This window comes from Microcoleus sp. AT8-B5 (genome assembly GCF_036705565.1).
Lineage (GTDB): Bacteria > Cyanobacteriota > Cyanobacteriia > Cyanobacteriales > Microcoleaceae > Microcoleus.
This window is the reverse complement of sequence record NZ_JAUBUY010000026.1, coordinates 44,729-70,394: the sequence shown is the minus strand read 5'-3', so window position 1 is coordinate 70,394 and position 25,666 is coordinate 44,729. Positions and strand designations below refer to the sequence as shown.

Here is a 25,666-nt window from a genome sequence, read left to right as displayed (position 1 = left end):
AAGGATAAAAATTTCGTGCTGAAACTTTACGGAGCAGCCCGCAGCCGGGCCTCAATTGTCAAGTGGTATCTAGAAGAAATAGGAATTCCTTACGAATTCGTCACCCTAGATATGCAAGCAGGGGAACACTTGCAGCCAGAGTTTCTCGAAATTAACCCGATCGGCAAAGTACCAGCGATCGCCGACGGAGATTTTAAACTTTGGGAATCCGGCGCAATTCTGCTGTATTTAGCTCAAAAATATGGTAAGATGCCAGACACTTTGGAGCAGCAAGCTCAAATCGTGCAGTGGGTAACGTTTGCTAACGCTACGTTGGGGCCGGGAATATTTACAGAAGCAACTCGCGATCGCGAAACTCCCAAGTTGTTAAAACCGTTAAATGAAATCTTCGAGAAACAGCCATTTTTAATGGGCGATGAATTTGGCGTCGCTGACGCAGCAGTCGGCTCAATGTTGGCCTACATTCCGATGATGCTAAAACTAGACCTCAGTGCTTATCCGGCCGTTGTAGATTACATCAAGCGGATCTCAGAAAGACCGGCATTCAAAAGTGCGATCGGCGGTAGCTGAAGGAAGGCACTACACGGATTAATTATTCATCTCTCTCTTCTCTTCCTCTGCGGTCTCTGCGGTCTCTGCGGTTAAATCATTCCGAAACAACCGTAAACGAGATCAGCCCAAAAACTCAACACGTAAAATCAGGGGCAATTCCAGAATTGCCCCTGCTTTTATTAAAATCAAACTTATCTAAATCCGACAGCCGCCTGCCAAACAAAAGCCAGCAGCAAGAAAAATACGGGAATGACTGGCAAAACATTAACCAAAGGCTCAAAAATCGAATAAGCTTCGGGCAGTTTTGCTAAGAGTAATGCAGCTTCCATGAATCAACCTACCTATCCAACAGAATTTTCTTGACACTCCTCAGCCTAAAGGCGTGAGGATTTTTAAGACTTTTGAGTCGTGAACAAACCTGACGGTCAACTGAGTACAGTTAGACCGGAGGCTTCTTTTTCCTTTTTTTCAAAGGCTTTTTATAGTGAGGTAGTTCCACCCCCACTTGCTAATATAGTATCAGAGTATTTCCAGATCATCTTGGGGTGTACAAGAATAATTGTCGGTTTCCGTACCTACACCCAACACGCCTTTCATCACGCGGGCGTAATTTATTCGGGGTACTTCGCGCAGCGCTCTGATTAATCCCCTCTAAATATACCGAGGGACTTCCCGGCTGGTAGTTAATATCCCTATTGCTAGGGTTCCCAGGCTGACCACGTATGCACGTTACGTGCGTAGTCATGTCTCCTCAAGAATGTTTTGGGCGTAGACTTTCCCCCAGTCCGGGGGTAGGTTTTTAAATCTTGTCTGATCTCGATAGCATACCACACAAAGCGCGTGGATATGTTTACCCAAATACCTAGGATTTCTGACTTCGCACGGTGTGGAAAAAGCCGTCCTACAACGACTGGGTTTTAAACCCAATTTTCAGATAATTGTCGCATATCTTCACCCAAGGCAATCACGATCGATCGACTGTCGGTGCAAGCCAGTAGGCAAACTCTTCAGTAAATCGATCTGCCAAAATCGCCTCCCGCATCCTCCCAGTAAAGCGAATCAACTCCGTCACATTGTGAATCGCCAGCAAAGTATAGCCCAGCACTTCGTTAGCCCGCGCCAAATGAGCCAAATAAGCCCGACTGAATTTTTGGCAGGTATAACAAGGACAAGACTCATCCAGCGGAGCAAAATCCTCCCGGAACCGAGCATTTTTCAAATTCCAGCGTTCCCCACGAACAAAAGCCGTCCCGTGGCGGGCCAGCCGAGTCGGAATCACGCAGTCAAACATATCTACGCCACTCGCCACCGCCAGCGCCATTTCCCGATAAGTCCCAATCCCCATCAAATAACGCGGTTTATTTGCCGGCAACAGAGGCGCAGTCACCTTCACAATCTCTGCGATCAAATCCCCCGATTCCCCCACACTAACCCCGCCGATGGCATAGCCTGGTAAATCCAAATCTACCAACTGGTTCGCCGCGCGCGATCGCAAATCGGGGAAAACGCCCCCCTGGACGATGCCAAACAAAGCTTGATCCGGGCGCGAGTGAGCTTGAATGCAGCGTTGCAGCCAGCGGTAAGTGCGATTTGTGGCAGCCTCCACCTCCTCCCGCGTAGCGGGGTAAGGGGGACACTCGTCAAAGGCCATAATCACATCGGCGCCCAACTGATTCTGAATTTCGATCGATCGTTCCGGCGTCAAATTAATCATGCGGCCATCGCGGGGAGAGCGAAAAGTCACCCCATTCTCAGAAATAGTCCGCATTTGGCTCAAGCTAAACACCTGAAAGCCGCCCGAATCCGTCAGCATCGGGCCCGGCCAAGCCATAAATTTATGCAATCCACCTGCGCCTGCGACAATTGCTTCCCCCGGCTGCAAATGCAAGTGATAAGTATTTGCCAAAACCATTTGAGAACCCGCCGCCTCAAGATGTGCCGGCGTCAAAGTTTTGACATTAGCTAGCGTCCCCACTGGCATAAATTTAGGTGTTTCCACCACACCGTGGGGAGTGGCAAAAACCCCTGCACGCGCTTGGGTATGGCTGCAATTAGCCTGACATTTAAAAGAAAATTTCGCCTTGTCCTCAGTCATTAGTCCTCGATGCTCGTTAACCGCTACTCGGCCGTCCGTGTTATTTGAGATGTTGCACCATTCTCAATTACTTGTTTAGGAACAGGCTTTTCGGCCTGTTCCACAAGAAAATTCACTCTTTGTGGAACAGGCCGAAAAGCCTGTTAACCGAGAATGGTGCAAGATGTGAGTGTTATCTAATCTATTGTTGATGACATCGCGACAAAAAACTCATGACCGAGAATTTCTAGATGGTACCCGCCACGTGATTTATCTCGCGCAAATCAATCCAAAACCGACAATCGAAAATCCTTGCGTCCCCCGAATTTATCTCGCGCAAGTCAATCCAAAATCGACAATCGAAAATCTAAAATCGAATGACCCCGCCCAAAAACGGAGACAACTTTCCGACAATCGTCGTGGAGGGCAAAAAATTTTAGACCTTAGTTCTATCTCCCAGATTCACGGCGCTGCGAGTAAATCTAAAATCTAAAATCTAAAATCTAAAATCTAAAATCGACTGACTGACCATTAAAAGGGGGAATCATCTTCGTCCAATTGCAGATCCCAGTTGCCTGAGAGTACCTGATCGACAACCGCATCCAAAGCCGCAGCATTTAAATTCCGGGCGAATTGCTCTTGCAAAGGATTGGAGAGGGGAATTAACCGCAACAGCCGTCCGTCTTGAACCAGGTCAAAATAAGCACCATCTTCAGGAGACTGTTTCAGTTCCAGGTAATCAAAACTATACACGTTCAAATAAAGCGCATGGTTGGCAATCAGGGTAGAACGCTGGGGGTTGGCGAAGACTTCGAGTACATAACCTTCCCCTTCGCTATAAATCTGGCCATCTTGTATGTGAAGGTAGCGGACACGTCCTAAATCAAACAGCAATCTTTTGATATCGCGTTTGTTGACGACGATCCCTGTATCGATGATGCAAGGAGCAACTACCCTGTTATTCAATTGATCGTGACTCATGGAGTAAAAGCCTCTGTTGTAGTATTTTCCCGTCTTGAAAATCAGGGAGTTAGCTAGAATTCTTGGTACGGGAAACGCGGATCTTGAGTTTAGTCTTTTTAGATAGGGAGCTTGGGGATCGCTGCCGACAGAGGTTTTCCTGGGAAAAGAGCCGGCGACAGGAGGAATGCTCGATCCAAAAAACTAGGGTGTTACAGTCCAATTCTGGCACACGCTAATCGATTGACAACTGCATACCTGATGAAAAATTTTCTATCTTATGGTGCATGATAAATGGGTTCGCTCTACGATCGACTTTTTCCGGAATCAAGGCGCTGCCATCGCAGCCGCAGTCGCTTTTTATACTTGTTTGCCGGTACCGGTGTCCTGGACTTTGGAGTTTCGGGGCATTGCCCGCTTGGCACCGGCGATCGGGCTTTTGATTGGGGGGATGCTGGGACTGGGGGATGTTGGGTTGCAGTTGTTGGGAATGCCTGCTCTGACTCGATCGGCCTTGGTGGTAGTTTTGGGCATCGCCGTGACTGGCGGGCTGCACCTAGACGGGGCAATGGACGCGGCGGACGGACTGGCTGTACCCGACCCCGTGCGTCGGCTGGAAGTCATGCGGGACAGCGTTACAGGAGCCTTTGGGGCGATGGCTGCGATCGCGATCGTGCTGCTGAAAACTGCCGCTCTCTCGGACTTGAATAACTATCGGTGGCTGGCTTTGATGGGTGTCGCGGGTTGGGGGAGGTGGGCCCAACTGGTGGCGATCGCCCGCTATCCCTATCTCCGGGCCGAGGGTAAGGGAGCTTTTCACAAGGAATCGATTTATTCTCCTTTTGATTTTATACCGGGAGTGCTGTTGCTGCTGAGTTTGAGCGTGGTGCAAGTTGTCTTGGATGGCGATCGGTGGCTGTTGGCGGTGGGGATGGCTTTGGGGGGAAGTGCGATCGGAATTTTTGCCGGAGCCTGGTTTAACTACCGTTTGGGCGGCCACACGGGCGATACTTACGGTGCTGTAGTCGAGTGGACGGAGGCTTTGTTGCTGTGTCTGTTGGCTGCTTTGGAAGGTTGATTAACGGTTACATTGTTTCTGAGTTAACGGCATCATTCTGCATCATCCAAACGAAAAAGCTGAGGATTTGCTCGACAGGGGGCAGAGGATAGACGGATAAGTCGATCGTCACAGTTTGGTTTTCGAGTTTGATAAATTGCCATTGAATGCCATTACTCACACTCCCATAAATGATGGGGATGTTTTTTTCTTTGGCTTGATTGAAGCGTTGAGCGGCAACCATTTCGGCAATACACTGACCCAATCCGCTTTTGAGGTCGGTCTTTTTAGCTTCGACAATTACAACGGCGGGGGCTTCAATTTCTAGCACTTCGGACGATCGCGTCAGTAGAAAATCAAACACTCCATTCAGTCCGACAGCTTCGTCGATGGTGAAATCTTCGCCGGAAAAAAGGCTAATTTGGCGATCGAGAATCCGCCTCACTTCCAGCAGTACGGGATAGATGATTCCTTCCGATCGCGCTTTTTCACTTCCCGATGTGGCGACGATGGGGAGGCTATCTTTGAGAGTACCGCTGAGGATGTCTGAGGGTGCGATCGGGTTTAGCGGAGGTATAAAGCGAGATCCCTCTTGGACTGTGAGACCGAAAGCTTGTTTCGCTTTGGCGATCGTAGTAAATTGACTGTATGGCATGATTTTTTTATTTTACACACTTTATAGGTTTGATTTCGAGCGTTTCAATACAGCGCTTCATTAAGGAACTTTCCTAATTATGCTAGGAAATTTATGTCATTGTTTTTTAATTTCTGAGTTTGATGGTTAAAGGGTGATTGAAACTTTACGGCACTTCCCACACTTGGATTGTTCGATCATTACCCCCACTAACAATAGTTTTGCCATCGGCACTCATGGCAATGTATTTACCCAACTCTGAAGCTGAAAGAGTTTTTATCAATTTTTTGTCCGGCAAGCTCCAAATTTTAATGGTTTGATCGCTACTTCCACTGACCATAAGTTTTCCGTTCTGGCTAATGGCTACCAAATTAACTGACCCTGAATGTTCTGTAAGGGTTTTACTCAATTCCCCAGTATGCAGATTCCAGATTTTGATGGTTTTGTCCTCACTGCCACTGACAATAGTTCCCCTATCCGCGCTAATAGCAATGGAATTAACTGAACCTGAATGCCCTGCAAGAGTTTTTATCAATTCTCCACTATACAGACTCCAGACTTTGATGGTTTTGTCCCTACTGCCACTGACAATAGTTTGTCTGTATGAGCAGATAGCAATGGATTTAACCGAAGATGAATGTCCTTCAAGAGTTTTTATCAATTGTCCGCTATGCAGGTTCCAGACTTTGATGGTTTTGTCGTTACTTGCACTGAGAAGAATTTGTCCATCCAGGGTGATGGTGGCAGAATTAACTAAGCCTGAATGTCCTGCAAGAGTTCTTATCAATTTCCTGCTATGCAGGTTACAAACTTTGATAGTGCAGTCTTTACTCCCACTGATAAGACTTTGCCCGTCCGCGCTAATAGCTAAAGAATTAACTGAAGTTGAAAGTCCTTCTATAATTGCGCTAAATTTTTTAGTATGCAGATTCCAAATTCCGAGTTTGTTGCGACTCCCACAGATAAAAGTTTGCCCATCCGGGCTGACAGTCACAGAATTAACCGATGTTAAATATCCTTCAATAGTTCTTATCAATTCCCCGCTATGTAGATTCCAGACTTGGATTTTATAGTAACTCCCACTGACAAGAGTTTGTCCATCCGGGCTGATGGCAAGGGAAGAAGCCAAAACCGAGCCTGAATGTTCTCTAATAAGAGTTTTTATCAATTCCCCGCTATGCAAATTCCAGACTTTGATTGTACGGTCATTGCCACTGGCAAGAGTTTGCCCATTCGGGCTGATAGCCATGGAAAAAACCGAGTTCAAGCGTGGGTTTTTTGTAAGAGTTCTTATTAATTCCCCACTATGCAAATTCCAGACGTTGATGGTATTATTATTACTCCCACTAATAAGAATTTGCCCATCCGGGCTAATGACAAGAGAATAAACCGAGCATGAATGTTCTGTAAGAATTCTTATCAATTCTCCGGTATGTAGATTCCAGACTTTGATGGTCCAATCGTAACTCCCACTGACAAAAATTTGCCCATCCGGGCTGATAGCAATGGATGTAACCCTAGATGAATATGGCGAAGATGAATGTCCTGTAAGAGTTCTTATCAATTCCCCGCTATGCAGGTTCCAGACTTCGACGGTACCGTCACGGCTACCGCTGACAAAACTTTGCGCGTCTGGGCTGATCGCAATAGATGTTGTATCGGGGGATGAATGTTTGGTAAGAGTTCTCATCAATTCTCCGGTGTGTGGATTCCAGACTTTGATGGTGCAATCGTAACTACCACTGACAAGAGTTTGCCCATCCGGGCTGATAGCAATGGATGTAACCGAGTTTGAATGTCCTGTAAGAGTTCTTATCAATTCTCCAGTATGCAAGTTCCAAACTTTGATGGTTTTTTCGTCGCGACCTCCACTGACAAAAGTTTGTCCGTCCGGGCAGATAACAACGAAATCAATTAAGCCTAGATGCCAACCAAAAGTATACGATTGCCCTCCCGTCCTCCACAGGTTGTATTCTTTTAAAATATCTTCCACTCTCGGTTCCGATCTATCTCGAAGCGACAAATATGCAGCTTTTCTTACTTGCTCTGATTCATCTTCTAAAGCACGAATTATCAAATCTAAACCAGCTTCTCCATACTTAAGCGCTTCGGAAACAGCGGCAATTTTTTGATAAATAATTGTACTCACCAAGCGTTTTTTTACACCTTCAATACCTCCCAAAACAGCAGCGTTAGTTGGTATTGAGGATTGACCGCCAAGGACGGCATCGTATTCTTTAGGCTCATTATGATTTTGTGTCATAGCACTTTGATCAGTTTAATATACAAAATTTGATTAAACTTAACTATTGTTTTTGAAGCTTTTACCTATTGTTCAAGCATTATTTTCAACCAATTTAACAAATAGTAGTGAGATTAGCGTGCGCCAAGACTTTGCAGGTGACGAGAAACCGGGTTTCTGCGACAAATTTCGGTTGAGTACGAAAAATACACTCAGAAACCCGGTTTCTGAGATCGTGCGCTATAATTCCTGTCGTTGGATGGCGATAAACCGGATTTTTTCACCTAATACCCCTGACTGTCATGGCATATTTTGGTGAAAAAACCCGGTTTTCAATGAAGGGAAAATCCCCTGCAAATTTTCCATTCATTCTCACTTTTTAGGCTTTCGGCTCAACCCAAATAGTCATCCCCTCAACCCTCAAACCTTTGCCGCGAGTGCCGCAATATTGACCGTTAGCAGTAACAGGAGTATCGCCCACATTCTGGATATGAGCCGTATAAAATACGTCGTATTTATCAGCTTGCGGCCCTGTCAGGCGGGCGGCAAATCCCTCAATGCGCTTGGCTTTGCCCCGGAATCCAGCTAACTCCCCTTCCGAGATCCAAGCAGTATCGCCAACTCCTTCAACGTGAGCCATGTACTGCAAATTTAAACCGGCAACGGGCGGCTCTATTTTAATTTGAAATCCTTCCACGCGGCGGCCTTGAGCTTTAGTACCCGCATATTCTCGATCGCTAAAAGTTCGATCGCCAATTCCTTGAATATGCGCCAACACTTTTAAACCCACAGGTGCAGCTTTTTGGGCACTGGCAGACGGAGCAATCCAAACTTTGATACCCTCTATTCTCAAAGCTTTACCGCGAGTACCGCAATATTCGCCATTGGAGGACACGTCGGTGTCGCCGATATTCTGAATGTGAGCGCTATAAAATACGTCGTACTTATCAGCTTGCGGCCCGCTCAACCGCACCGCAAATCCTTCAATTCGTTTCGCTTGACCCCTAAAACCCGCCAATTCTCCCTGGCTGAGCCAAGGAGTGTCGCCAACACCTTCGACGTGAGCCATGTACTCGACATTTAAGCCGGGAATTGGGGGATCGATATTAATTTGAAATCCTTCGACGCGCCGCCCTTGACCCTTAGAACCCGCGTATTCTTGAGAACCGAAAGTTCGATCGCCAATTCCCTGAATGTGCACCAAAACTTTGATTCCCAAACCGCCCTCTACTGCCACCGGTTGTTGAATGTCCCGAGGTGCCCCAAAAACAATGTTCCCGGAACCGGTTGTCTGAAGAGACTTAGGTACTTCCACGCTGGGAACAATAATTACCTCGTGCATGGGGACAGAAGGCGCGGGGGATTCCAAAATCTGGATCTGTGGCGCAACTGTAACTTGTTTCGGTGCCACATTTCCTGACGGGATGACAATCACTTCTGGCAAAGGTTCGGCGCTGATTTTTTGTTCTGGCGCTGGTTTAAATGCGGGTTCGACTTTTGCAGGTGCTGCTTTTACCATCTCAGCAATGGTTAATTTGCCTCTGGAAATGGCTACGGCTATTTGTTTGCCAAAAGCGGCGCTGACTGTTTCTTCGAGAATTACCCACTGTTCGTCGTCTAATTTGTCTTGCTGTTCCACCAGGGCGAGGACTGCTGAAACTGGGTGTTTGCCGCTGACTAAGGATTCTGCGTCGGAATGCAGTTGAGTTGGGGTGGATTCGGAAATCGCGCGCTGCAGTTCGCGGGCTCTGGCATGAACTGATTGTAAGGGTGCGAAGTCGCTTTGTTCGCGGTGGGCGATCGCCAATACTCGATCGATCACTTTCAATGCTGCATCGCGAATTTCTGCTTTACCTTCAGAAGCGGAGGCAGTCTCGACTAAGTTTTGAATGTCTTTGAGGGAAGTAATTTCCCCCGGTGCGATACCGGATTTGTTGAGATCGAGAGCTTGTTTTTGGACTGCGGCAAAGTTGCGACTGTAGGCGGCAACTTCTTGCAGCAAGCTGTCGGAGGGAGGAAGGCCGGAGTCTTGCAGTTGTTTTGCTGCCATTGATAGGCGATCGGCCAAATTAGCATAAGTTTCCGATAGTCGGGCTATTTGTTGTAGCAAATCTTTATGTGGTGCTTCCATATGTCTTGCAGTAAATATTTAACTTGCTGATTATAGACGTTGAGCGTCTTCTGAAGGTAGAAGGCAGTAGTCAATGGATTTTAGATTTTAGATTTGAGATTTTAGATTGAAGCCTTGACCGCACGGATAAATTCGGGGGCTCCTTTATCGGATACAGGTTTTTTATTTCTGGACGGATGAACCCGGGGGCTTGTATCCTAGACGCTTTCGGTCATTAGGATCGTCAATTAAATAATTTCCCTTTTTTCTTGTGGGACGGGCTCTTAGGCCCATCCCACAACAGTCATGAAAAGTGGATTTTATTTAATTCTCACCCTTAGTCATTAGTCCCAGGGAAGAAGAAAAATGCTCCCCCTCTCCGACTCCTCCACTCGGATACTCTCCGACTCCCCCATCCAGACACCCGGACACTCTCCGACTCCCCACTCTCCGACTCCTCCTCTGGTATCCCCCGCGTGATCTCCGTCACAACAGTGCAAATACTTAGTCACACTCTGCGACTCCGGCTGTCACGAGTGGCCCGTCACAATGTCACACCTATTGAGCAATAGCCGTCACTGCTGATTCTGTGAAAACATTCGATACTTAGGCTTGAACCAATAAAATCCCGAAGTGTTATGGTACTAATTCGCGACCTCGCCCAGCAAGCTCTGGCTCTGGGCTATCTAACCCTTGAAGCCGAAAATCAACTGCGGCGGATGTTAACTACCACCCATTATGACTTGGAAGACTTAAATGCTTTTATGGCTTTGCAACTAGCAGCTATGTCTGGAGGAGTGAAACAAGAGTCTCGCGAGCTAAAAAAGTTTGAAATCTTTGGCGAGACGGCTTCCGAAACTTCCTGTTAGTAATTAGTTGGCTTTTGATTAGTTAAAATTTAGTAAGGGACATTTTTACCGTGCAGGTTCGTGAAGTTGTAAAACAAGCTATTGCCGCTGGATATCTGAGTTTGGAAGCAGAAAATGAAATGCAGAAGATTTTTTCCTCAGCCAAGTGTGATTTGGAAGATTTGAATGCTTTTATGAGCTTGCAGTTAGCTGCGATGGCGGGTCGGGTGAGGCAAGAGTCTTTGGAAGTGATTAAAATGCCAAATTTCCATGATAGGAATTAATTTGTTATTCAATCATCTGGGGATATAAATATTAAGCTTTATTTAAAATAAAGGGTGAAAGCATATAATTATTGGCTGATTTATATACTAATTAATTTAAAAAATATTGGTATTTTGCTTCAAGGGGTGTTAAGCAAATTCACTAAAATTGAAATAAATATTAAAATGAAGATTTAAGTGGATAGTGAGGACTTCACTCATCAAAGGTCAGGCTGGATGACCGGATGACCAGACCTGTCAAGGCGTAGTCACAGTGTTTGGTTCGTAAAATTTGAGCATTATTATTGAGATGTTGTTTAAGCTGTTCTACCTTGAAATTGTCTGTTAAAAAACAATCAAAGTTTTGTGGGGAGTAGGGGTTGGGCGTCCTGGCTGCCCTGAATATACAATTTAAATGCGCGACAGCTTATGGTTAATTATCTATCAAATCGAGAATATTTCTCGCTCGCCCCAAGCAGAGATTTCCAGCGTTTTAGCCACTTTTTAGCCGTTGCATAATTGCGGGATGATTTTGATTGTTTTTTTGTGGAATGGGCTCTCGTAAGCTGTTGCGGCATTTAAATTGTATGTCAAAAAAAATCAAAGTCTTGTGAGGTGGGCGTCCCGCCCGCCCTGAATATACAATTTAAATGCGCGACAGCTTAGCCCGAAAGCGTGTATTTTCACCGCAGGCGGAACCCCCCACAATATATTAGTGTCAACTTAAGCTTTTAGTCCGCCAGTCCTCCCGCTTACCCGTCAGTCCGCCAGGGAATGAATTCCCTGTCGAGAGAGCAAAAGTCCTCTCAAAGAGGACTGAAGAACTCATTAGTCCTCATAGCGAGGACTTTCGCTTTGATGGAGACTCTTGTTGAAACCCGTGCTGGAATAAGGGTTTAACGTTAAGTTAACACCAATGCCCACAATAATCATCCTCAAATTGTGTAACGCTCCTTTTTCACCTTATTGACAGATATGGCTGGGATAATGGCAAACAATTTACGATCAATGATTAACTGGGGTTGGTATGAAACAGCTAATATTATTTTCCCTCCATCGACCGTAATAAAGTTAGTTCGTAGTGAGTAATTTAACCGTCATAAAACTAGCTCGTACTTCCGTCGTCACTCCAAACGTTATAACGGTTATAATACCCGATTTTCTATCATCACTGAGACTATTTCCTACGACTTCGACGCTCTAACTCTTTAATTCCTCTCAGAACAAAGAGCGACATTAAAGCGCCAATTAAGGCCAGTTGCCACAACCCGCATCCTGCAGCCGTTCCTAAAGCTGCTGACACCCAAATAGCGGCGGCAGATGTGAGCCCGTGAACTTCAACTTTGCCTATTTCATGTCGATTTTGCCGCAGGATTTCTCCGCCTCCCAAAAACCCAATCCCGGCAGCAACGCCTTGAATTACGCGCGCTACAGCATCTCCTCCGTTTTCATTTTTCCCCATTGCCAGCGGCATTAAAACAAACAGCGCACAACCCATACTAACTAGCATATGAGTTCTCAATCCCGCTGGTTTATTTCTGAGTTGGCGCTCCCATCCAATAATTCCGCCAACAAACATGGCTAGGCACAACCTTAAAAGTATGCCTAGCCAATTATCGGGAGACCACAAGTTAGCGATCGACAATGTTTTACTGCAAATAATTGATTCGGAAGATACCAATATTAGCGGAGCACGATGTCCGATCGCAATCTCACTGCCAAATCTTGTTCCGGGCGAATCACCAGCACGTCAACGCTGCGCCGCCCCAACAATACTCCAGCTAAAGCGCCGATCCCAACGCCTCCCAATACTTCTTCAGTCGCGATCGCTTTGTCGCCGGTAATGCCTGCGAGTGCAGCCGCAGCAGCAGCACCCAAGGCTGCACCTTGCGCTACTGAACCTGTGCCAGCACCTTTTTGGACTCTTTCGGTTCGGGTAATAATTCCCGAATAGCCATCAATCCGATAGCGTTGGCGGCGGCTGATAATTAACTCTCTGGCAACAAATTGAGTACCGATTTGATTGCCTCTTCTGACAGGTTGCAGTGCCCCGACTATCTGGCTGCCTCCGGGGATTAACACTCTGCCTTGAGGTGTGCGGATGTCTTGCGCTACTGTTAAAGTTAAAGGTGAAGTTTCTTCGCGGGTGACAACTATTTTGTCTTTTTCATACCTAACTGGAATTACACTGCCCGACGGAATTCGGATGCTATCAAATTGGGAAATTCTTTGTTGGGCTTCTGCGGGAGTAGCTACCACCAGCGGCGCGCTGGTTCCCACTGTAATGCCCAGTGCGAGGATTGCTGCTGTTGCTGAACGCCATTTTTGAGAAGTAATCATATAAATTGTCTCCTTGCTTCGGTTTTTGTTTACTTAGGAACGCACTACTGCTAAATTTGTTTCTGGTTTCGCATTCATCTGATGTTTTGATTATGGCAGGCTGGAATTCTACCAGTTGGGAAGATAAGGTTGATAATCAAGAAGTTGAAAATTTGGAAAAATCGAGAAAATCCCCAATACAGGGGCGATCGGGAAGATAAGGAAGATAGTCAACAGCCAGTCGATTTTAGATTTTAGATTTTAGATTTTAGATTTTAGACTTGACTCCACAGATGAATCTGGAAGCTGGAAAGTAGGTGTAAAATATTTCGCTTGTCAACAGTCAACAGTCAACAATTAATTGTTGAGAGCGTTTAAGGCTAGCAATCCAGCACCGAAAGCTGGTTCGTATCGGGGCGAAATTACCTTAGCTTTTGGGGCGATCGCACTTATGGCTGCTTCAAACCGACCTCGGCAATTTGCCTCTCCACCCCACACACCTCCTACGATCACAATTTCAAATTCTTCTGTTTGGTTAAATAGCGCTGAAATGGCTATTTTGGTTGAATAGGTTAATTCTGCTACAGCATTATTGATAATGCAGTCAGCGACGCGATCGCCCTCTGCTGCGGCTTGTTGGACAATCGGCGCTAAAGCAGCAATTTCTTTGACTCCCCAACCGCGCCCGTAAACGACTTCTACCAATTCTTCTAGGTTATTGAGGCCTAAATGCGTTTGAAATTTTTCCGCAAGCACGGTAAAATCTTCGCGTCCGTCATAGAACTTCAAAGCAGCTTGCAAACCCTGAAGGGCAATGTTATATCCGCTGCCTTCATCGCCTAAAATATATCCCCAACCGCCGACTCGTTTAGTTTTTCCTTGACGGTTTTGCCCGAAAACAATCGAACCTGTTCCTGAAATAACGGCGATACCTACTGGATAACCTGTACCGCCAGCAAGTGCGATCGCGCAGTCGCTGCTAATTACTATATTCCTGGGCAGGAACGATCGGGTTACTGGTAAAGTATTCGTCAACTGCAAGTTCTGCACTACAAATTGCACTATTTCACGATCTTTTGGACGCCCGACGCCTGCTAGTCCCAGACCAATTGCTTCTATGTTGAGATTGCTATTCGTCTCGATTTTAGCGGACAGAACTGCTCGTTCGATCGCCAATTGGATGGATTCTTTGGCTGTCTCAATTCCCAGGGTTTGATAATTGGACGGCCCTGCTTCACCCCGTCCTAAAACAAGGTGGTTGTCATCCATTAAAAGGCAGATTGTTTTAGTGCCGCCGCCGTCGATGCCGAATACGTAGCTCATGAATAATTTAGAGAATAATAGAGCAACCCAGATTAACAGATATCTCTCTATTCTACGCTTTGTACAATCAGATTAAACTGAGATGTTGTACCATTGTCAATAAGCCTTTTATGAACAGGCTTTCCGGCCTGTTCCACAAGAAAATTAATCTCCTGTGGAACAGACCGGAAAGCCTGTTCTTCAGAATGGTGCAAGATGTGAGATTAAATCGACAGAGCAATGCTAATAATAATTAAACCTAATAATGCTAACCAAACCAGATGGCGCTGACACCAATTTTTGATTGATTGCAGCCCGTCGCCGCTGCTGTAAGGAATCGTCTGTGGCACAAGTGGCTCAGCTCGATCGTGATAAAGCGTGCATTCTTTGGCAAAAGGACGCTGCGGGTAGTTGCAAGTATCGTCTTCGTGATAAATACAGGTAGCGCACAGAAATTCTTCGGGTTTCGATCGATAAAGAGGGATACCCGGATGACCGAAAGCTTTGAGGGGGATTTTGCAGTGTGGACAGGCGAGCGCTTGGGCGTCTACAGGTTGGTGACAGCGGGGGCAATCAGGCATAGACAGCAGGGTGATGGGGTAATGTGGTGGGTAGGCTCATTAGCGGGTTTTCCGAACGCCGAGAATGGGCGATCGGCTCGCCATCAGGCGGCTGGATGCTCCAAAATAGAAAGGTAGGTGTGCGCTGATGTAACTTTAAGTTTACAGATGGTTTCGCAGCGACTGCAGGCGACCTGAGCCGATCGGGTATCAAAGGGCAAACATTAGGAAAAATCTATGGATAACAATAGCAACTTACTCAAACAACTGGTAATGCTGGGCATTGGTACTACCTCTCTGGTGGCAGAGAAATTGCAGGAAGTCAGCGAGCAATGGGTCAAAGATGGCAAAATCAATCCTGAGCAAGCCAAAACCTTTGTCGATGACATGACGGAGCACATCAAGTCTGAACAGGGGAATTGGGAGACGCAGTTGCAGCGGCAACTACGGAATATGCTGCAAGATATGGGAGTCCCCCGACAGTCCGAAATGGATGAGTTGCGGGGAAGGCTCGATCGTTTGGAACGTCAGATGCGGGATTTAGAAAACCGTAACTGGCGCTGAGTTCGCTCCTCTTCTGCAAGCTTCGCTAACGCCCGCGAGAAGTTGGCTGCTATCTTGTGATAAGATTGTCACCCGAAGGCAGAAGGCTAAAAAAGGCACTTATGTAGAAGCCATTTATGTAGAATAACAAACATTTTGACTTCATACTTTTGCCTTTAAAATTATCTGATACCTGCCGTTTTTTGGTGGAAAAGTTCAGATAAAATTTGGTAGTTCTTGTTGTACTAGATGTCTTAGATATCTGAGATATCGCGGTTAAAAGTATTAGGAGGATTAATTTTGCGAGGAGTTCTAGTCAGCTTGGGAGTAATGCTGGTTTGCTTTTTGTTTTTGATAGTCGCTCAAATGGGCGGTTCTGGGTCCCAAGCAGTTGCAGCCGAATTGAACAATCTTTTACCCGAGACTGCTATTGAGAAGTTGTCAGCGCAGTCTTTGAATGAAAATAGCTTGCTAGTAGCTGATGCTACTTTACCGAAGGTACCAGCTACTATCGCTGGCAATAACATGACTGATAATACTGAGAAAACTGTTAATACTGAGAAAACTGTCACCACAGATTCAGGTCTGAAATATGTTGAATTGACAGAGGGTAAGGGGGCGACTCCAAAAACCGGGCAGACGGTTGTCGTACACTACACTGGAACTTTGGAGGATGGCACGAAGTTTGACAGTTCGCGCGATCGCAATTCACCTTTTCAGTTCAAAATTGGCGTGGGTCAAGTAATTAAGGGTTGGGATGAAGGTGTCGGTACGATGAAAGTTGGAGACCGGCGCAAGTTGATTATTCCCCCTGAACTCGGTTACGGCGCTCGCGGTGCGGGCGGGGTGATTCCTCCTAATGCTACGCTGATTTTTGATGTGGAATTGTTGAGAATCGGTGGCTAGGTAGCTCAATCTCATTCAACGTAAAACTTTTACGGTATTTAGAAACCCGGTTTTTTTTAAGAAACCGGGTTTCTGTGTATGTTCTGGTTGATTTACGATCGCTTCGGAGATGCCAGATTGCGAAAGCAGGTAAATTGGGCGTCAAATAATAGTTTGATGATTCCTGTGGGCCCGTTTCTGTGTTTGGTAATAATTACTTCTGCAATTCCGCGATCGGGCGAGTCAGGGTTATAGTATTCATCGCGGTAGAGCATAATTACTAAATCCGCGTCTTGCTCGATCGATCCGCTTTCGCGTAAATCAGACATCATAGGCCGCTTGTTTGTCCTCGCTTCCACACCCCGACTCAACTGAGATAAGGCAATAATCGGCACGTTGAGTTCGCGGGCTAAACCTTTAAGACTTCTGGTAATTCGAGATAGTTCTTGCACACGGTTGTCGCTAGTACCTTCCATTAATTGCAGGTAATCTAGCAAGACTAATCCTAGGCTTCCGCCTTGTTCTGCTTGGAGGCGGCGGACTTTCGATCGTATTTCTGTGACGGTAATATTGGGAGTATCGTCAATAAATAGTGGTAGTTCTGATAAATTGCCAATGGCTGTACTGATTGGTTCCCATTCGTTTTGACTGATTCTACCCGATCGCAACCTGTTGCTTTCTATTTTGGCTTCACTCGACAGGATACGCTGCACTAGCTGTTCTTTCGACATTTCTAAGCTGAAAACGGCAACCGGCAATTTTTGCTGTCCGGCGGCGATGTGATGGGCGATGTTGGTACAGAAAGCTGTATTGTGAACGCAGATATCGTTAGCCACAAAATTGTGTGTCTCCGGGATAGTTAAGTCGTAAACTTGCTTGTTTCCCATCGGTTCGATAGAAACTATTTCATCCCAGTAAACCTCGCTATCTGCCAGTTTTTTCAGCCATAAATTATCTAAAGCCGTTGCTAAAACTAAAAATCTTTCTCTGGACAGCGCACGTTTACCAACGTGGATATTTGAGTGACCTTTGATGTCTGCGCGTTTTGCTAAGGATGCCCAAGATTCGTTGCCTTTTGCTAATGCTAGGTATTCCCACGCCTCTACAGGAATCAAATCGCGGTTATTGTGAGATTCTTTATTTTCTAATGCTTCTTTTACTTTGAATAAGGCTACCTCTTTGCCAAAAATGCCAATTTCTGATATGAATGTTTTGATTGATTTTGCATCAGTAATATCGATTTGCCAAGCTGGTCTACGAGTATTTTTGTATTTGACAGAACGCTTTTTGAGGGCTGCAATGATGCCAAATCTCAGCAGTAGATGCTGTACGTGTCTGGCTAGTCCTTCGCTGACAGAACAGTAGCCTAGTTGAGATTGACCGCTGGTAAGTAGGGTTGCCCAGCCGTCAGTTGAAAAGAGGCGGTTGAGGAAAAGGGCAACTTGCGATCGCCGCAATCTAAACACTATGTCCGGTACGGTTTTCTCATGAGCATTTTTTCCCATCAGACCTAACTTTTCTAACCAATTTCTCAGGGGATTTTTATGACTTGTATTAATAACATCCATTCCCTCATCGGCAAGGTGTTCTGGATCTACTCTTAAAACTCTGCAAATGCCACTAAATAATTCTTGATTGGGAAATGCTATTCCTTCCACCCAAGACCGGACTAATCGCGGTGGAACTTTCAATTCTAGCGCTAATTTTTTAGAGTCAAAATTTCGTTTTAAAAGGATTAGTTCTAAATTATAACCAAAGTTTTTTATACTATCTGTGTAACTTTCTCGATCGCCCATGACATAATATTCTGGTGCGCGTCTCCCTTTATCGTTAAATCGCAGCTTAAGACCTCCGAAGCTAGTAGCAGCTTCAGCAAAATCTTGTAGTATAGCAGTATTTCCATTGGTGAAGTGTGGCGCGCTGCGTGTCAAACACCCATCGCCAATTAGATAAGCCAATAATTTAACTTCACAGTCTCGGATGGTTTCTTTACCAAAAACATTCATCCTGCGGGGAACAGCAATCTTATCGCCTACTTGTATTTCCCTCAACTGCCGCCAGCCCTTAATTGTTAAAAATGGGTGTGTAATTGTAGTTTCTATAAATCGTCCCAGTCTTGTTGTAACCCGAAATACAGGCTTAATTCCATCATCTATAAAAGCTGATGGTCTAGTTAGGTGAAATTGCCAATCTTCTCCTAATGTTAGTAATTCAGCTTGACGTTTTTGATAGATTTGTTCTATACTAGAAACAGTTCCATCACTTTCTACTATTACGGTAGAGGCTGCTTGGCACTTGCCCATCGCCGGCCTGGCTGCAACGATGATTAAATCCGATCGCTGAAAGCCTCCTGTCATAGCATCTAAGTCATAAAAACCGCACGGAATACCGGGAAGTGTGAGGCCTTCATTGCGATTTTCTAGGTCTTGAAATGTTTGGTTTAGTGTTTCGCCGATCGACACTAAATCCTGTTGCGGGCGTTCTTGAGTTATGCTGAAAATTTCTTGTTCGGCGCGGTCTAAGACTGTTTCTAGCGGTACTGCTGTCTCGTAACCTAATTGTACTATGTTGTTGCCAGCTTCGATTAATTTGCGGCGCTGATATTTGTCTTCAACTAAAACTGCATATTGGTCGATGTTGACTGCGGAAACTGTGCGATCGACTAATTGTGCTAATTTAGTTAGTCCTCCTACTTGCTCTAACTGGTTGCGGTCGGTTAGCGCAGTTGTTACCGTCATTAAATCGGTAGGTTGGCCCTGTAAAAATAGCCCTAATGCCGATCGATAAATGACTTGATGAGCGGTGATGGCAAAAAACTCCGGGCGCAGCAGTTCGGCAATTCGGGAAATAGCTTCGGGGTCAATTAAAATCCCGCCCAAAATTGCTTCTTCTGCCTCTATATTTGTCGGCATCAAATCGCTCATTAGTCAATAGTCCTCAGTCAGTCGATTTTAGATTTTAGATTTTAGATTTTAGATTTTCTGTTTTAGGTTTTAGGTTTTAGATTTTCGGCTTTAGGTTTTAGGTTGTAGATTTTCGATTTTAGGTTTTAGGTTGTAGATTTTCGATTTTCGATTTTCGATTTTAGATTTACTCTACAGATGAATCTGGGAGCTTGAACAATATCCTAAAATTGTAGGTTCGACCATCAGGAGCGTCGGGGCTTGTGTCCGTTTTTCCGGCGGGGTCATTAGTTATTATCAGTGTAAGGTTTTGTAGGAGTGCGATCTGTCGCGAGCTCGCGTTTATACCAGACTCACGCTCTCTCGATCTCGCACTCCTGAAAAAATGCTTCTTACTCTCTGCAGAGATGCTCCGGTTCTCAATCTGCAAGTTAGCGTTACTGAGTCCTTACTTAGCAGTGCTTAGTTGTTAGCTAATGACTAATGACTAACAACTAATGACTGATAACTCTTAATTACATCGGAACCACTTGAATATCAACTTCGGCGGTAACTTCTGCGTGTAGTTTGATTTCAGCTTTGTATGTACCAGTTTGGCGAATTTCGGGTAGGGTGATGCCGCGCCGATCGACTTCTTGACTGGTAGAGTTGAAAATTAGTTCTGCTACTTCTTGGTTGGTAACAGTACCAAAAATCGCGTCAGCTTCGCCAACTTGCTTGGAAATGATGAAAGGCCCAGCCGATTCGAGGGCGGTTTTGCGGACTTCAGCTTGCTGCTTGAGCTCTAGCTGGCGCAGTCTTTCTTCTTCACGGCGGCGCTCTGCTTGCTTGAGAATGCCTGGAGTGGCTTTAAATCCCATGCCTTGGGGTACTAGGTAGTTGCGGGCGTAGCCTGGGGCTACTTCTACTACGTCGCCAGCTTTGCCGAGTTTGCTGACATCTTTATTTAAAACTAATTGAACGCGCTTGGCCATGATCGTGGGTTGTGGGGTTTTAACTGCAACTTTTTATAATAGCGAAGTTTTAGGGGCGATCGCAAGGGAGTTCGGCAACGGATTATGTAGCGGATGTAAGGGATTTAACGGATTTAATGGATGGATGTTGAGATTCGAGGTTCGAGATTCGACGTTCGAGGGAAGAAACAGGGATAATATTTTTAAGGGGCAAATTCAGTTTGAAATTACGCAAAACGCGGGTGCTGTAATGAGCTAAATCAACTACAGTGCCATGTCTTACCGATCGCTCAGGCTTTATTTTCAAGGCGCTCACGGGCGATCGATCGCGCTACAGTAGCAACTAACTGGGTCGAATTGATCGGCTTGGCTAAGTGTTTGTCAAATCCGGCTTGCAAAATTTGGCGCTCGTTGGCTTCTCCAGCATAGGCCGTTAAGGCGATCGCCAACAACTGCCGATACTCAGGCGCAAGCTGAGTGCGGATGCGATGGATCAACATATATCCGTCCATCTGGGGCATTCCGATGTCGCTGACGAGCAAATCCGGTGCAGTTTGTTCGATCGACTCTAGCGCCTCAGCAGCAGATGACAGGGAAATCACCTCTGCACCCGCTTCCTCAAGCACGAAAGCCACAAAATCTCGCGAGTCGAGTTCATCATCTACCACCAAAATTCTCAATCCAGCTAGGGGCAAGGATGAGAGAGCGGGACAAGCAGACCAATTGAGGGCTTCATCCTCCTGCCTTCTAGAATCATCATTTAATAGCGGTAATCTCACCGTAAACGTCGCTCCTTGACCTTCTCCTGCGCTTTCTGCAAACACCGTTCCGCCGTGAAGTTCGATCAGTTGGCGAACGATCGCCAATCCCAGTCCCAAGCCGCCAAATTTGCGAGTTGTTGCGCCATCTTCTTGTCGGAAATGGTCAAAAACATAAGGCAAGAAATCGGGAAGAATACCTTTACCCGTGTCCGTAACTTTAATTTGAGCTTGGTGTTCGATTTGCCCTAATCGAACTTCTACTCGACCGCCTTCTGGCGTGAATTTCACAGCATTTGATAACAAATTCCACACAATTTGTTGCAAGCGACTTGTATCACCGAGAACTTGCCCGACATCGGGATTTAAGATTGTTTGGATTTGAATTTTTTTAGCTTCCGCTGCTAATTGCACGGTTTCCACAGCAGATGGAATAATGGTTGCCAGATTCATTGGAGCAACATTCAATCTGAGTTTTCCTTGCAGAATCCGAGATACGTCAAGCAAGTCTTCGATTAATTGAGATTGCAGTCTGGCGTTGCGCTCAATAGTCTCAAAAGCTTTGGCACTTTGACTGGCGTTCAGCTTGCCGCCGACGAGCAGTTGCGACCAGCCTAAAATCGGATTCAGGGGCGATCGCAACTCGTGAGAAAGCACAGCCAGAAACTCATCTTTAATGCGGTTAGCTCGCTCGGCTTCCGTGCGGGCAGTTTGTTCTAATTGGAGAACTATATCACGGTCGGTTTCCACTTGTTTGCGTTCTGTAATGTCGATTACAGAGCCGATATAACCCTCAAATTGTCCGCTTTCGGAAAATCTGGGAGCCGCCGCATCGATCGCCCAAGAATATCCGCCATCCTTGCGCCCGACGCGATATTCAACGCTGTACCGTTCCTGGCGTTCCTTGGCGGTAAAAAATGCGTTCTTGACCTGTTCGCGGTCTTCTGGATGCAGCGCGTTTATCCAACCAAATCCTAAACCTGTTTCCTCAGTTTGACCTGTGAATTCATACCAGGTTTCGCTCAAGAAAGTGCAATAGCCTGTGGAGTCTGTTACCCATACCATAAAAGGAGCATTGTTAGCCATAGTGCGGAATCGTTCTTCGCTTTCTTGGAGCGCTGATAAAGCTTGTTTGCGTTCTGTGATATCCCGACAGACAATCACTCCGCCTTTGATTTCGTTGCTAATATCAACTACCGGATAACCGCTGATACTGATCCAGCGACCTTCGGTATCTTGGCGACGGACAAATACCTCTACATCATTGACATATTCACCTTTTATTGCTCTGGCTAGAGGTAGTTCAGCGGCGGGGAAAAGGGTTTTTTGGTCTGCCAAAAATAGTCCGTAGGTGTTCGACCATTCCTCACAAGATTTTTCATTCGATAGCTGACCGAATACCCCGACTGCGGCTTGGTTAAACAACACAAACTCCCCTTGTTGGTTTGCCAAAATTAAACCATCGCCAATGCTGTCAATGATGACTTGCAGTAACTTAGTTTGTTCTTCCCGGGCGACTTCGGCTCGTTTGCGATTTGTGATGTCGCTGGAGATGCCAATCAGGCCGATGACTTCTCCCGCCTGATTGCGGTAGGGAGCTTTCATTACCAGAAATGTGCGAATGCCATCGTGAGATTCTTCGAGGACTTCTGTTTGTCCCGACTCCATAATCCGCCGATCGTTTTCCGTGACTGCGACTGCAAGTTCTGTTACTGGGTATAAATCGATATCGCGACCACCAATTACTTCAGAAGCAGATTTGCCCATTATTTCCAGCGTGGCTGGATTGGCATAAATAATCCGTCCTTCTCGATCTTTGACAAAAATGGGCGTGGGTGCTGACTCGTTAATTACGTTCAAAATCGCATTTTTTTGTCGCAGTTCTTCTTCCGTGCGTTTGCGATCGCTAATATCGCTCCAATAAGCCGTAAGTCCTTCGGCCGCAGGATAGGCGCTCACTTCTATATACATTTGGAGCGAGGGCGAGAACTCTTCAAACTTGACAGAAACTTGCTCGTTAACGACTCGATGAAATTCTTGATATGCCCTTGAATAGGATTCTTTTTCGGCGGGGAATACCTCCCAGATAGATCGACCTAGCAAGTCGTTTCTCGATCGAGAAAGCAGTTTTTCTGCTGTGGCATTAACGTAGGTAAAGCGCCATTGTGAATCGATCGCGATAAAGGCATCGGTAATACTTTCTATAATATTGCTGACTTGTTGGTTGGCCCCAGAGAGCGCGAGTTCAGCGTTTTTGCGTTCGGTGATGATTTCGCAAAAAATCATGATGCCGCCAATCTCATTAGTGTTGGTTCGCCAAGGGTGAATTTCCCAGCGCACCCAGTCGATGGAGCCATCAGGGCGGGTAAACCGATCTTCAGGGCAGGTTTCGACTGCTCCCGCCAGACAGCGCTCGTGGATTTGTTTCCAACGATCGGGCAAATTGGGAAAGATGTCGTAGTGCGATCGGCCCACAATGTTTTGAGTGCCGATCCCGTAACTTGATAGCCAGCGGTCGCTCACCAGCATATACCGCATCTGGCGGTCAAACATCGCCACCCCCGCAGGCGAATGTTTGACGAACAGTCGCAGTTGCTCGGACTGTTGCCGCAGGAGATTCTCCGATTGTTTGCGATCGCTGATGTCTTTGAAAAGTATGGCAACTTTGCGGCTGTCCGGCTCAGGAGTGCGGAACGCCGAAACCTCAAACCAGCGGTTCATGGCTTCCGAGCCGTGTTCAAAGCGCAATGGTTCCCCCGTGAGCGCGACTTTGCCGTACATCTCAAACCAATAATTTTCGTGATTTGGAAGGAGCTGTCGCACCGTTTTACCTGTAGCTTGTTCGAGTCCGGTTTGTTTCACAAAAGCAGGATTGACTTCCAAAAAGCGGTAATCGATCGGCTTTTCGTTGGCGTCAAACAGCATTTCGATGACGCAAAAACCTTCGTCTAGGGACTCAAACAAAGTGCGATAGCGTTCCTCGGAACGACCCAAAGCAGCAAGAGCTTGTTTGCGATCGCTAATATCCATAAACGCCGCCACACAGCCGCGAACTGCGCCCTCTTCGTCAAATAACGGCACCGCATTCACCAACCAATCAAAGGCTACCCCGTCCTCGCGCACCATTTGAATTTCCACATCTCGCACTTGGACGCCGGAAGCCGCAGCTAGTTGCATTGGGAGTTGTTCTCCTGGAATTTCTTCTCCGTTGCGGAATCGTCTAAACGGAAGGGTTGCGGCTTGCTCTCCGGTTCCAGAAACATTGGTATCCGGCGGCACTATCAACATCGACTGGGCAAATCGGTTAGCGCGAATTACTTTACACTGTGGGTCGCGGGCGATCGTAATGCCGACGGGTACAGCATCAAGTATCGATTCCAGTTCATTGACTCGTCGCTCTAGTTCTTGGTTGAGCCGTTCAATTTCTTTTTTGGTAGCTTTGCGATCGGTAATTTCTAGCACCGTCACATTCACTCCCAGGACGCGATCGTCCTCGGCCCTGAGTGGATAGACACTCAACAGCCAATCGCGATCGACTCCCGGCTGTGCTGAGTTCGTCCTGCTAAGTTCGAGCTGTTGAAGTGGAACTTTAGTTTCAATAACTTGTCGGTAAATTGGCTCTAAATCATCTGCCATTTCTGGCAAGATTTCGCGCAATGTTTTGCCGATGTGGGCGGCGGCTGGAACTCCGTTTATTTCTGCTAGCCGATCGTTGATGCGGACAAACCGCAACTCGGTATCGAGGAAGCAAAGTCCGATCGGCGCACTAGCATAAATCGCCTCGATTTCTGTTAGTTGTTGCTGCGAAGTTTGTGCTTGTTTAATTGAATCAGCCCGATCCGCTTTCTGCTCGGTGACATCTTGAAAATAAACGGCAAGTCCCGATGGGATGAGATAAGCTCGTACCGCATACCAAGCATTGAGTGGCGGATCAAAAAATTCAAAACTCACCGTAATTTGTTCCCGAACAGGCAAGATGCCTGTTCCACAAGAAGAAAATTCATCTTTTGTGAAACGGGCATCTTGCCCGTTCTTGAGAATGGTGCAAGATGCGATCTCAAACAAACTGCCCACTGATTCGGGAAACTCTTCCCAAATGCTGTTGCCAATCAAATCTTTCGAGGGTCGATTCAGCCACCGCGCCGCTTGCGAATTGAGGTAGGTAAATCGCCAGTCTCGATCCAAAGCAAAGAACCCGTCGGAAATACTTTCGAGGGTGTCTGACAGTTGGGCCGCGGGCGCGTTACAGACTGGTTCGGGTTGAGGTTGAGCGATAGGAGTGAAGGTTGTTACTACCGCATAGGGAGTCGATCGATCTCCCTGAAATAAAGGTTGAGAATTGAGCGTCAACCAAATCAATTCTCCCTGTGGCCGATAAAAGCCCATGATGACATTTAAACATGGTTGCCCGGTTTGCAGCGCCACCATCGCCGGATGCGTCTCGCCGGGAAAATCCGAGCCATCTTCACGCAGAGTCTGCCAGCGACTGTTGATTGAAGTGCATAAGAGCATCTGTTCTGCTGTCATCCCCAATAGCTCCTGGGCGTGAGAATTGCACCCCTGAATGCTACCATCTGCCAATTGCAGAACCATCCCTACATCAGTTGGCAAAGGCGGGGCTGGGTAAAACGCTTTGTTAGAATCCGTTGAAACAGAGGGGTCGATTTTTGCTTGGGGTTCAGTATTGCGTGGGTTTTGCATCG

The 25,666-nt window shown here is 46.4% G+C and carries 19 protein-coding genes; 6 read left to right on the top strand and 13 right to left on the bottom strand.

The window, feature by feature from the left end:
• Positions 1-15: 15 nt before the first annotated feature.
• A complete protein-coding gene (locus QUB39_RS18470; protein ID WP_333264019.1) occupies positions 16-570 on the top strand; it encodes a glutathione S-transferase family protein in 555 nt (184 codons plus the stop codon).
• A gap of 173 nt (positions 571-743) precedes the next feature.
• Here QUB39_RS18470 and QUB39_RS18465 read toward each other — a convergent pair whose 3' ends face one another.
• The 3 genes from QUB39_RS18465 to QUB39_RS18455 all read right to left on the bottom strand — a co-directional run bounded on the left by QUB39_RS18465 (position 744) and on the right by QUB39_RS18455 (position 3,607).
• Positions 744-881: a photosystem II reaction center protein K gene (locus QUB39_RS18465; RefSeq protein WP_006634808.1), complete on the bottom strand. Its 138-nt coding sequence runs from the start codon at positions 879-881 to the stop codon at positions 744-746.
• Positions 882-1,516: 635 nt separating this feature from the next.
• On the bottom strand, positions 1,517-2,647 hold the full coding sequence (gene tgt, locus QUB39_RS18460; RefSeq protein WP_333053848.1) for a tRNA guanosine(34) transglycosylase Tgt: 1,131 nt from the start codon (positions 2,645-2,647) through the stop codon (positions 1,517-1,519).
• Between the two features lie 510 nt (positions 2,648-3,157).
• Entirely contained in the window at positions 3,158-3,607 is a 450-nt protein-coding gene (locus tag QUB39_RS18455) for a hypothetical protein (protein ID WP_333053847.1), read from the bottom strand.
• A 259-nt stretch (positions 3,608-3,866) separates the two neighbouring features.
• Between QUB39_RS18455 and cobS the strand changes: the two genes are divergently transcribed.
• A complete protein-coding gene (gene cobS / locus QUB39_RS18450) occupies positions 3,867-4,664 on the top strand; it encodes an adenosylcobinamide-GDP ribazoletransferase (RefSeq protein WP_333272757.1) in 798 nt (265 codons plus the stop codon).
• 7 nt (positions 4,665-4,671) lie between these two features.
• Here cobS and QUB39_RS18445 read toward each other — a convergent pair whose 3' ends face one another.
• From QUB39_RS18445 to QUB39_RS18435, 3 genes are all read right to left on the bottom strand, one after another.
• Positions 4,672-5,298, bottom strand: a complete 627-nt coding sequence (locus tag QUB39_RS18445) for a hypothetical protein (RefSeq protein ID WP_333210299.1) — start codon at positions 5,296-5,298, stop codon at positions 4,672-4,674.
• Between the two features lie 145 nt (positions 5,299-5,443).
• Positions 5,444-7,540, bottom strand: coding sequence for a beta-propeller domain-containing protein (locus tag QUB39_RS18440; protein WP_333338627.1), 2,097 nt, complete (start codon positions 7,538-7,540; stop codon positions 5,444-5,446).
• A 358-nt stretch (positions 7,541-7,898) separates the two neighbouring features.
• A complete protein-coding gene (locus tag QUB39_RS18435; protein ID WP_333338630.1) occupies positions 7,899-9,650 on the bottom strand; it encodes a hypothetical protein in 1,752 nt (583 codons plus the stop codon).
• Between the two features lie 617 nt (positions 9,651-10,267).
• On the opposite strand from QUB39_RS18435, the gene QUB39_RS18430 reads away from it, so the two are divergent.
• Complete coding sequence (locus QUB39_RS18430) at positions 10,268-10,498, top strand: hypothetical protein (RefSeq protein ID WP_333053842.1); 231 nt, start codon at positions 10,268-10,270, stop codon at positions 10,496-10,498.
• A 50-nt stretch (positions 10,499-10,548) separates the two neighbouring features.
• Positions 10,549-10,761, top strand: a complete 213-nt coding sequence (locus tag QUB39_RS18425; protein ID WP_333053841.1) for a hypothetical protein — start codon at positions 10,549-10,551, stop codon at positions 10,759-10,761.
• 1,156 nt (positions 10,762-11,917) lie between these two features.
• Here QUB39_RS18425 and QUB39_RS18420 read toward each other — a convergent pair.
• The 4 genes from QUB39_RS18420 to QUB39_RS18405 form a co-directional block, all read right to left on the bottom strand.
• The gene (locus tag QUB39_RS18420) at positions 11,918-12,421 is read right to left on the bottom strand and encodes an MgtC/SapB family protein (protein ID WP_333240567.1); all 504 of its coding nucleotides are present in this window, start codon (positions 12,419-12,421) and stop codon (positions 11,918-11,920) included.
• A gap of 2 nt (positions 12,422-12,423) precedes the next feature.
• The gene (locus tag QUB39_RS18415) at positions 12,424-13,080 is read right to left on the bottom strand and encodes a hypothetical protein (RefSeq protein ID WP_333053838.1); all 657 of its coding nucleotides are present in this window, start codon (positions 13,078-13,080) and stop codon (positions 12,424-12,426) included.
• A 336-nt stretch (positions 13,081-13,416) separates the two neighbouring features.
• Positions 13,417-14,382 (bottom strand): BadF/BadG/BcrA/BcrD ATPase family protein, encoded by a 966-nt coding sequence (locus QUB39_RS18410; protein WP_333053837.1) that lies wholly within the window; start codon positions 14,380-14,382, stop codon positions 13,417-13,419.
• Between the two features lie 203 nt (positions 14,383-14,585).
• The gene (locus QUB39_RS18405; protein WP_333053836.1) at positions 14,586-14,942 is read right to left on the bottom strand and encodes a zinc ribbon domain-containing protein; all 357 of its coding nucleotides are present in this window, start codon (positions 14,940-14,942) and stop codon (positions 14,586-14,588) included.
• Between the two features lie 216 nt (positions 14,943-15,158).
• Between QUB39_RS18405 and QUB39_RS18400 the strand changes: the two genes are divergently transcribed.
• Both QUB39_RS18400 and QUB39_RS18395 read left to right on the top strand, forming a co-directional pair.
• Positions 15,159-15,485, top strand: coding sequence for a phasin family protein (locus QUB39_RS18400; RefSeq protein ID WP_333053835.1), 327 nt, complete (start codon positions 15,159-15,161; stop codon positions 15,483-15,485).
• Between the two features lie 279 nt (positions 15,486-15,764).
• On the top strand, positions 15,765-16,370 hold the full coding sequence (locus tag QUB39_RS18395) for an FKBP-type peptidyl-prolyl cis-trans isomerase (protein ID WP_333053834.1): 606 nt from the start codon (positions 15,765-15,767) through the stop codon (positions 16,368-16,370).
• Positions 16,371-16,462: 92 nt separating this feature from the next.
• Here the strand turns inward: QUB39_RS18395 and dnaB are convergent, their stop codons facing one another.
• The 3 genes from dnaB to QUB39_RS18380 all read right to left on the bottom strand — a co-directional run bounded on the left by dnaB (position 16,463) and on the right by QUB39_RS18380 (position 25,664).
• Positions 16,463-19,273, bottom strand: a complete 2,811-nt coding sequence (gene dnaB, locus QUB39_RS18390; protein WP_333210304.1) for a replicative DNA helicase — start codon at positions 19,271-19,273, stop codon at positions 16,463-16,465.
• A 494-nt stretch (positions 19,274-19,767) separates the two neighbouring features.
• Positions 19,768-20,226, bottom strand: a complete 459-nt coding sequence (gene rplI, locus QUB39_RS18385) for a 50S ribosomal protein L9 (protein WP_333053831.1) — start codon at positions 20,224-20,226, stop codon at positions 19,768-19,770.
• A 269-nt stretch (positions 20,227-20,495) separates the two neighbouring features.
• Positions 20,496-25,664 carry a PAS domain-containing protein gene (locus QUB39_RS18380; RefSeq protein WP_333210306.1) on the bottom strand — a complete coding sequence of 1,723 codons (5,169 nt, stop codon included), beginning with the start codon at positions 25,662-25,664 and terminating at the stop codon, positions 20,496-20,498.
• Positions 25,665-25,666 lie beyond the last annotated feature (2 nt).

What these genes read in the sequence shown, in the direction of transcription:
- cobS (WP_333272757.1), top strand. Translation starts at nt 3,867, where the DNA reads ATGGTGCATGATAAATGGGTTCGCTCTACGATCGACTTTTTCCGGAAT.
- QUB39_RS18415 (WP_333053838.1), bottom strand. Translation starts at nt 13,080, where the DNA reads ATGATTACTTCTCAAAAATGGCGTTCAGCAACAGCAGCAATCCTCGCA.
- QUB39_RS18400 (WP_333053835.1), top strand. Translation starts at nt 15,159, where the DNA reads ATGGATAACAATAGCAACTTACTCAAACAACTGGTAATGCTGGGCATT.
- QUB39_RS18445 (WP_333210299.1), bottom strand. Translation starts at nt 5,298, where the DNA reads ATGCCATACAGTCAATTTACTACGATCGCCAAAGCGAAACAAGCTTTC.
- rplI (WP_333053831.1), bottom strand. Translation starts at nt 20,226, where the DNA reads ATGGCCAAGCGCGTTCAATTAGTTTTAAATAAAGATGTCAGCAAACTC.
- QUB39_RS18455 (WP_333053847.1), bottom strand. Translation starts at nt 3,607, where the DNA reads ATGAGTCACGATCAATTGAATAACAGGGTAGTTGCTCCTTGCATCATC.
- QUB39_RS18405 (WP_333053836.1), bottom strand. Translation starts at nt 14,942, where the DNA reads ATGCCTGATTGCCCCCGCTGTCACCAACCTGTAGACGCCCAAGCGCTC.
- QUB39_RS18435 (WP_333338630.1), bottom strand. Translation starts at nt 9,650, where the DNA reads ATGGAAGCACCACATAAAGATTTGCTACAACAAATAGCCCGACTATCG.
- QUB39_RS18410 (WP_333053837.1), bottom strand. Translation starts at nt 14,382, where the DNA reads ATGAGCTACGTATTCGGCATCGACGGCGGCGGCACTAAAACAATCTGC.
- QUB39_RS18380 (WP_333210306.1), bottom strand. Translation starts at nt 25,664, where the DNA reads ATGCAAAACCCACGCAATACTGAACCCCAAGCAAAAATCGACCCCTCT.
- QUB39_RS18465 (WP_006634808.1), bottom strand. Translation starts at nt 881, where the DNA reads ATGGAAGCTGCATTACTCTTAGCAAAACTGCCCGAAGCTTATTCGATT.
- tgt (WP_333053848.1), bottom strand. Translation starts at nt 2,647, where the DNA reads ATGACTGAGGACAAGGCGAAATTTTCTTTTAAATGTCAGGCTAATTGC.
- QUB39_RS18430 (WP_333053842.1), top strand. Translation starts at nt 10,268, where the DNA reads ATGGTACTAATTCGCGACCTCGCCCAGCAAGCTCTGGCTCTGGGCTAT.
- QUB39_RS18440 (WP_333338627.1), bottom strand. Translation starts at nt 7,540, where the DNA reads ATGACACAAAATCATAATGAGCCTAAAGAATACGATGCCGTCCTTGGC.
- dnaB (WP_333210304.1), bottom strand. Translation starts at nt 19,273, where the DNA reads ATGAGCGATTTGATGCCGACAAATATAGAGGCAGAAGAAGCAATTTTG.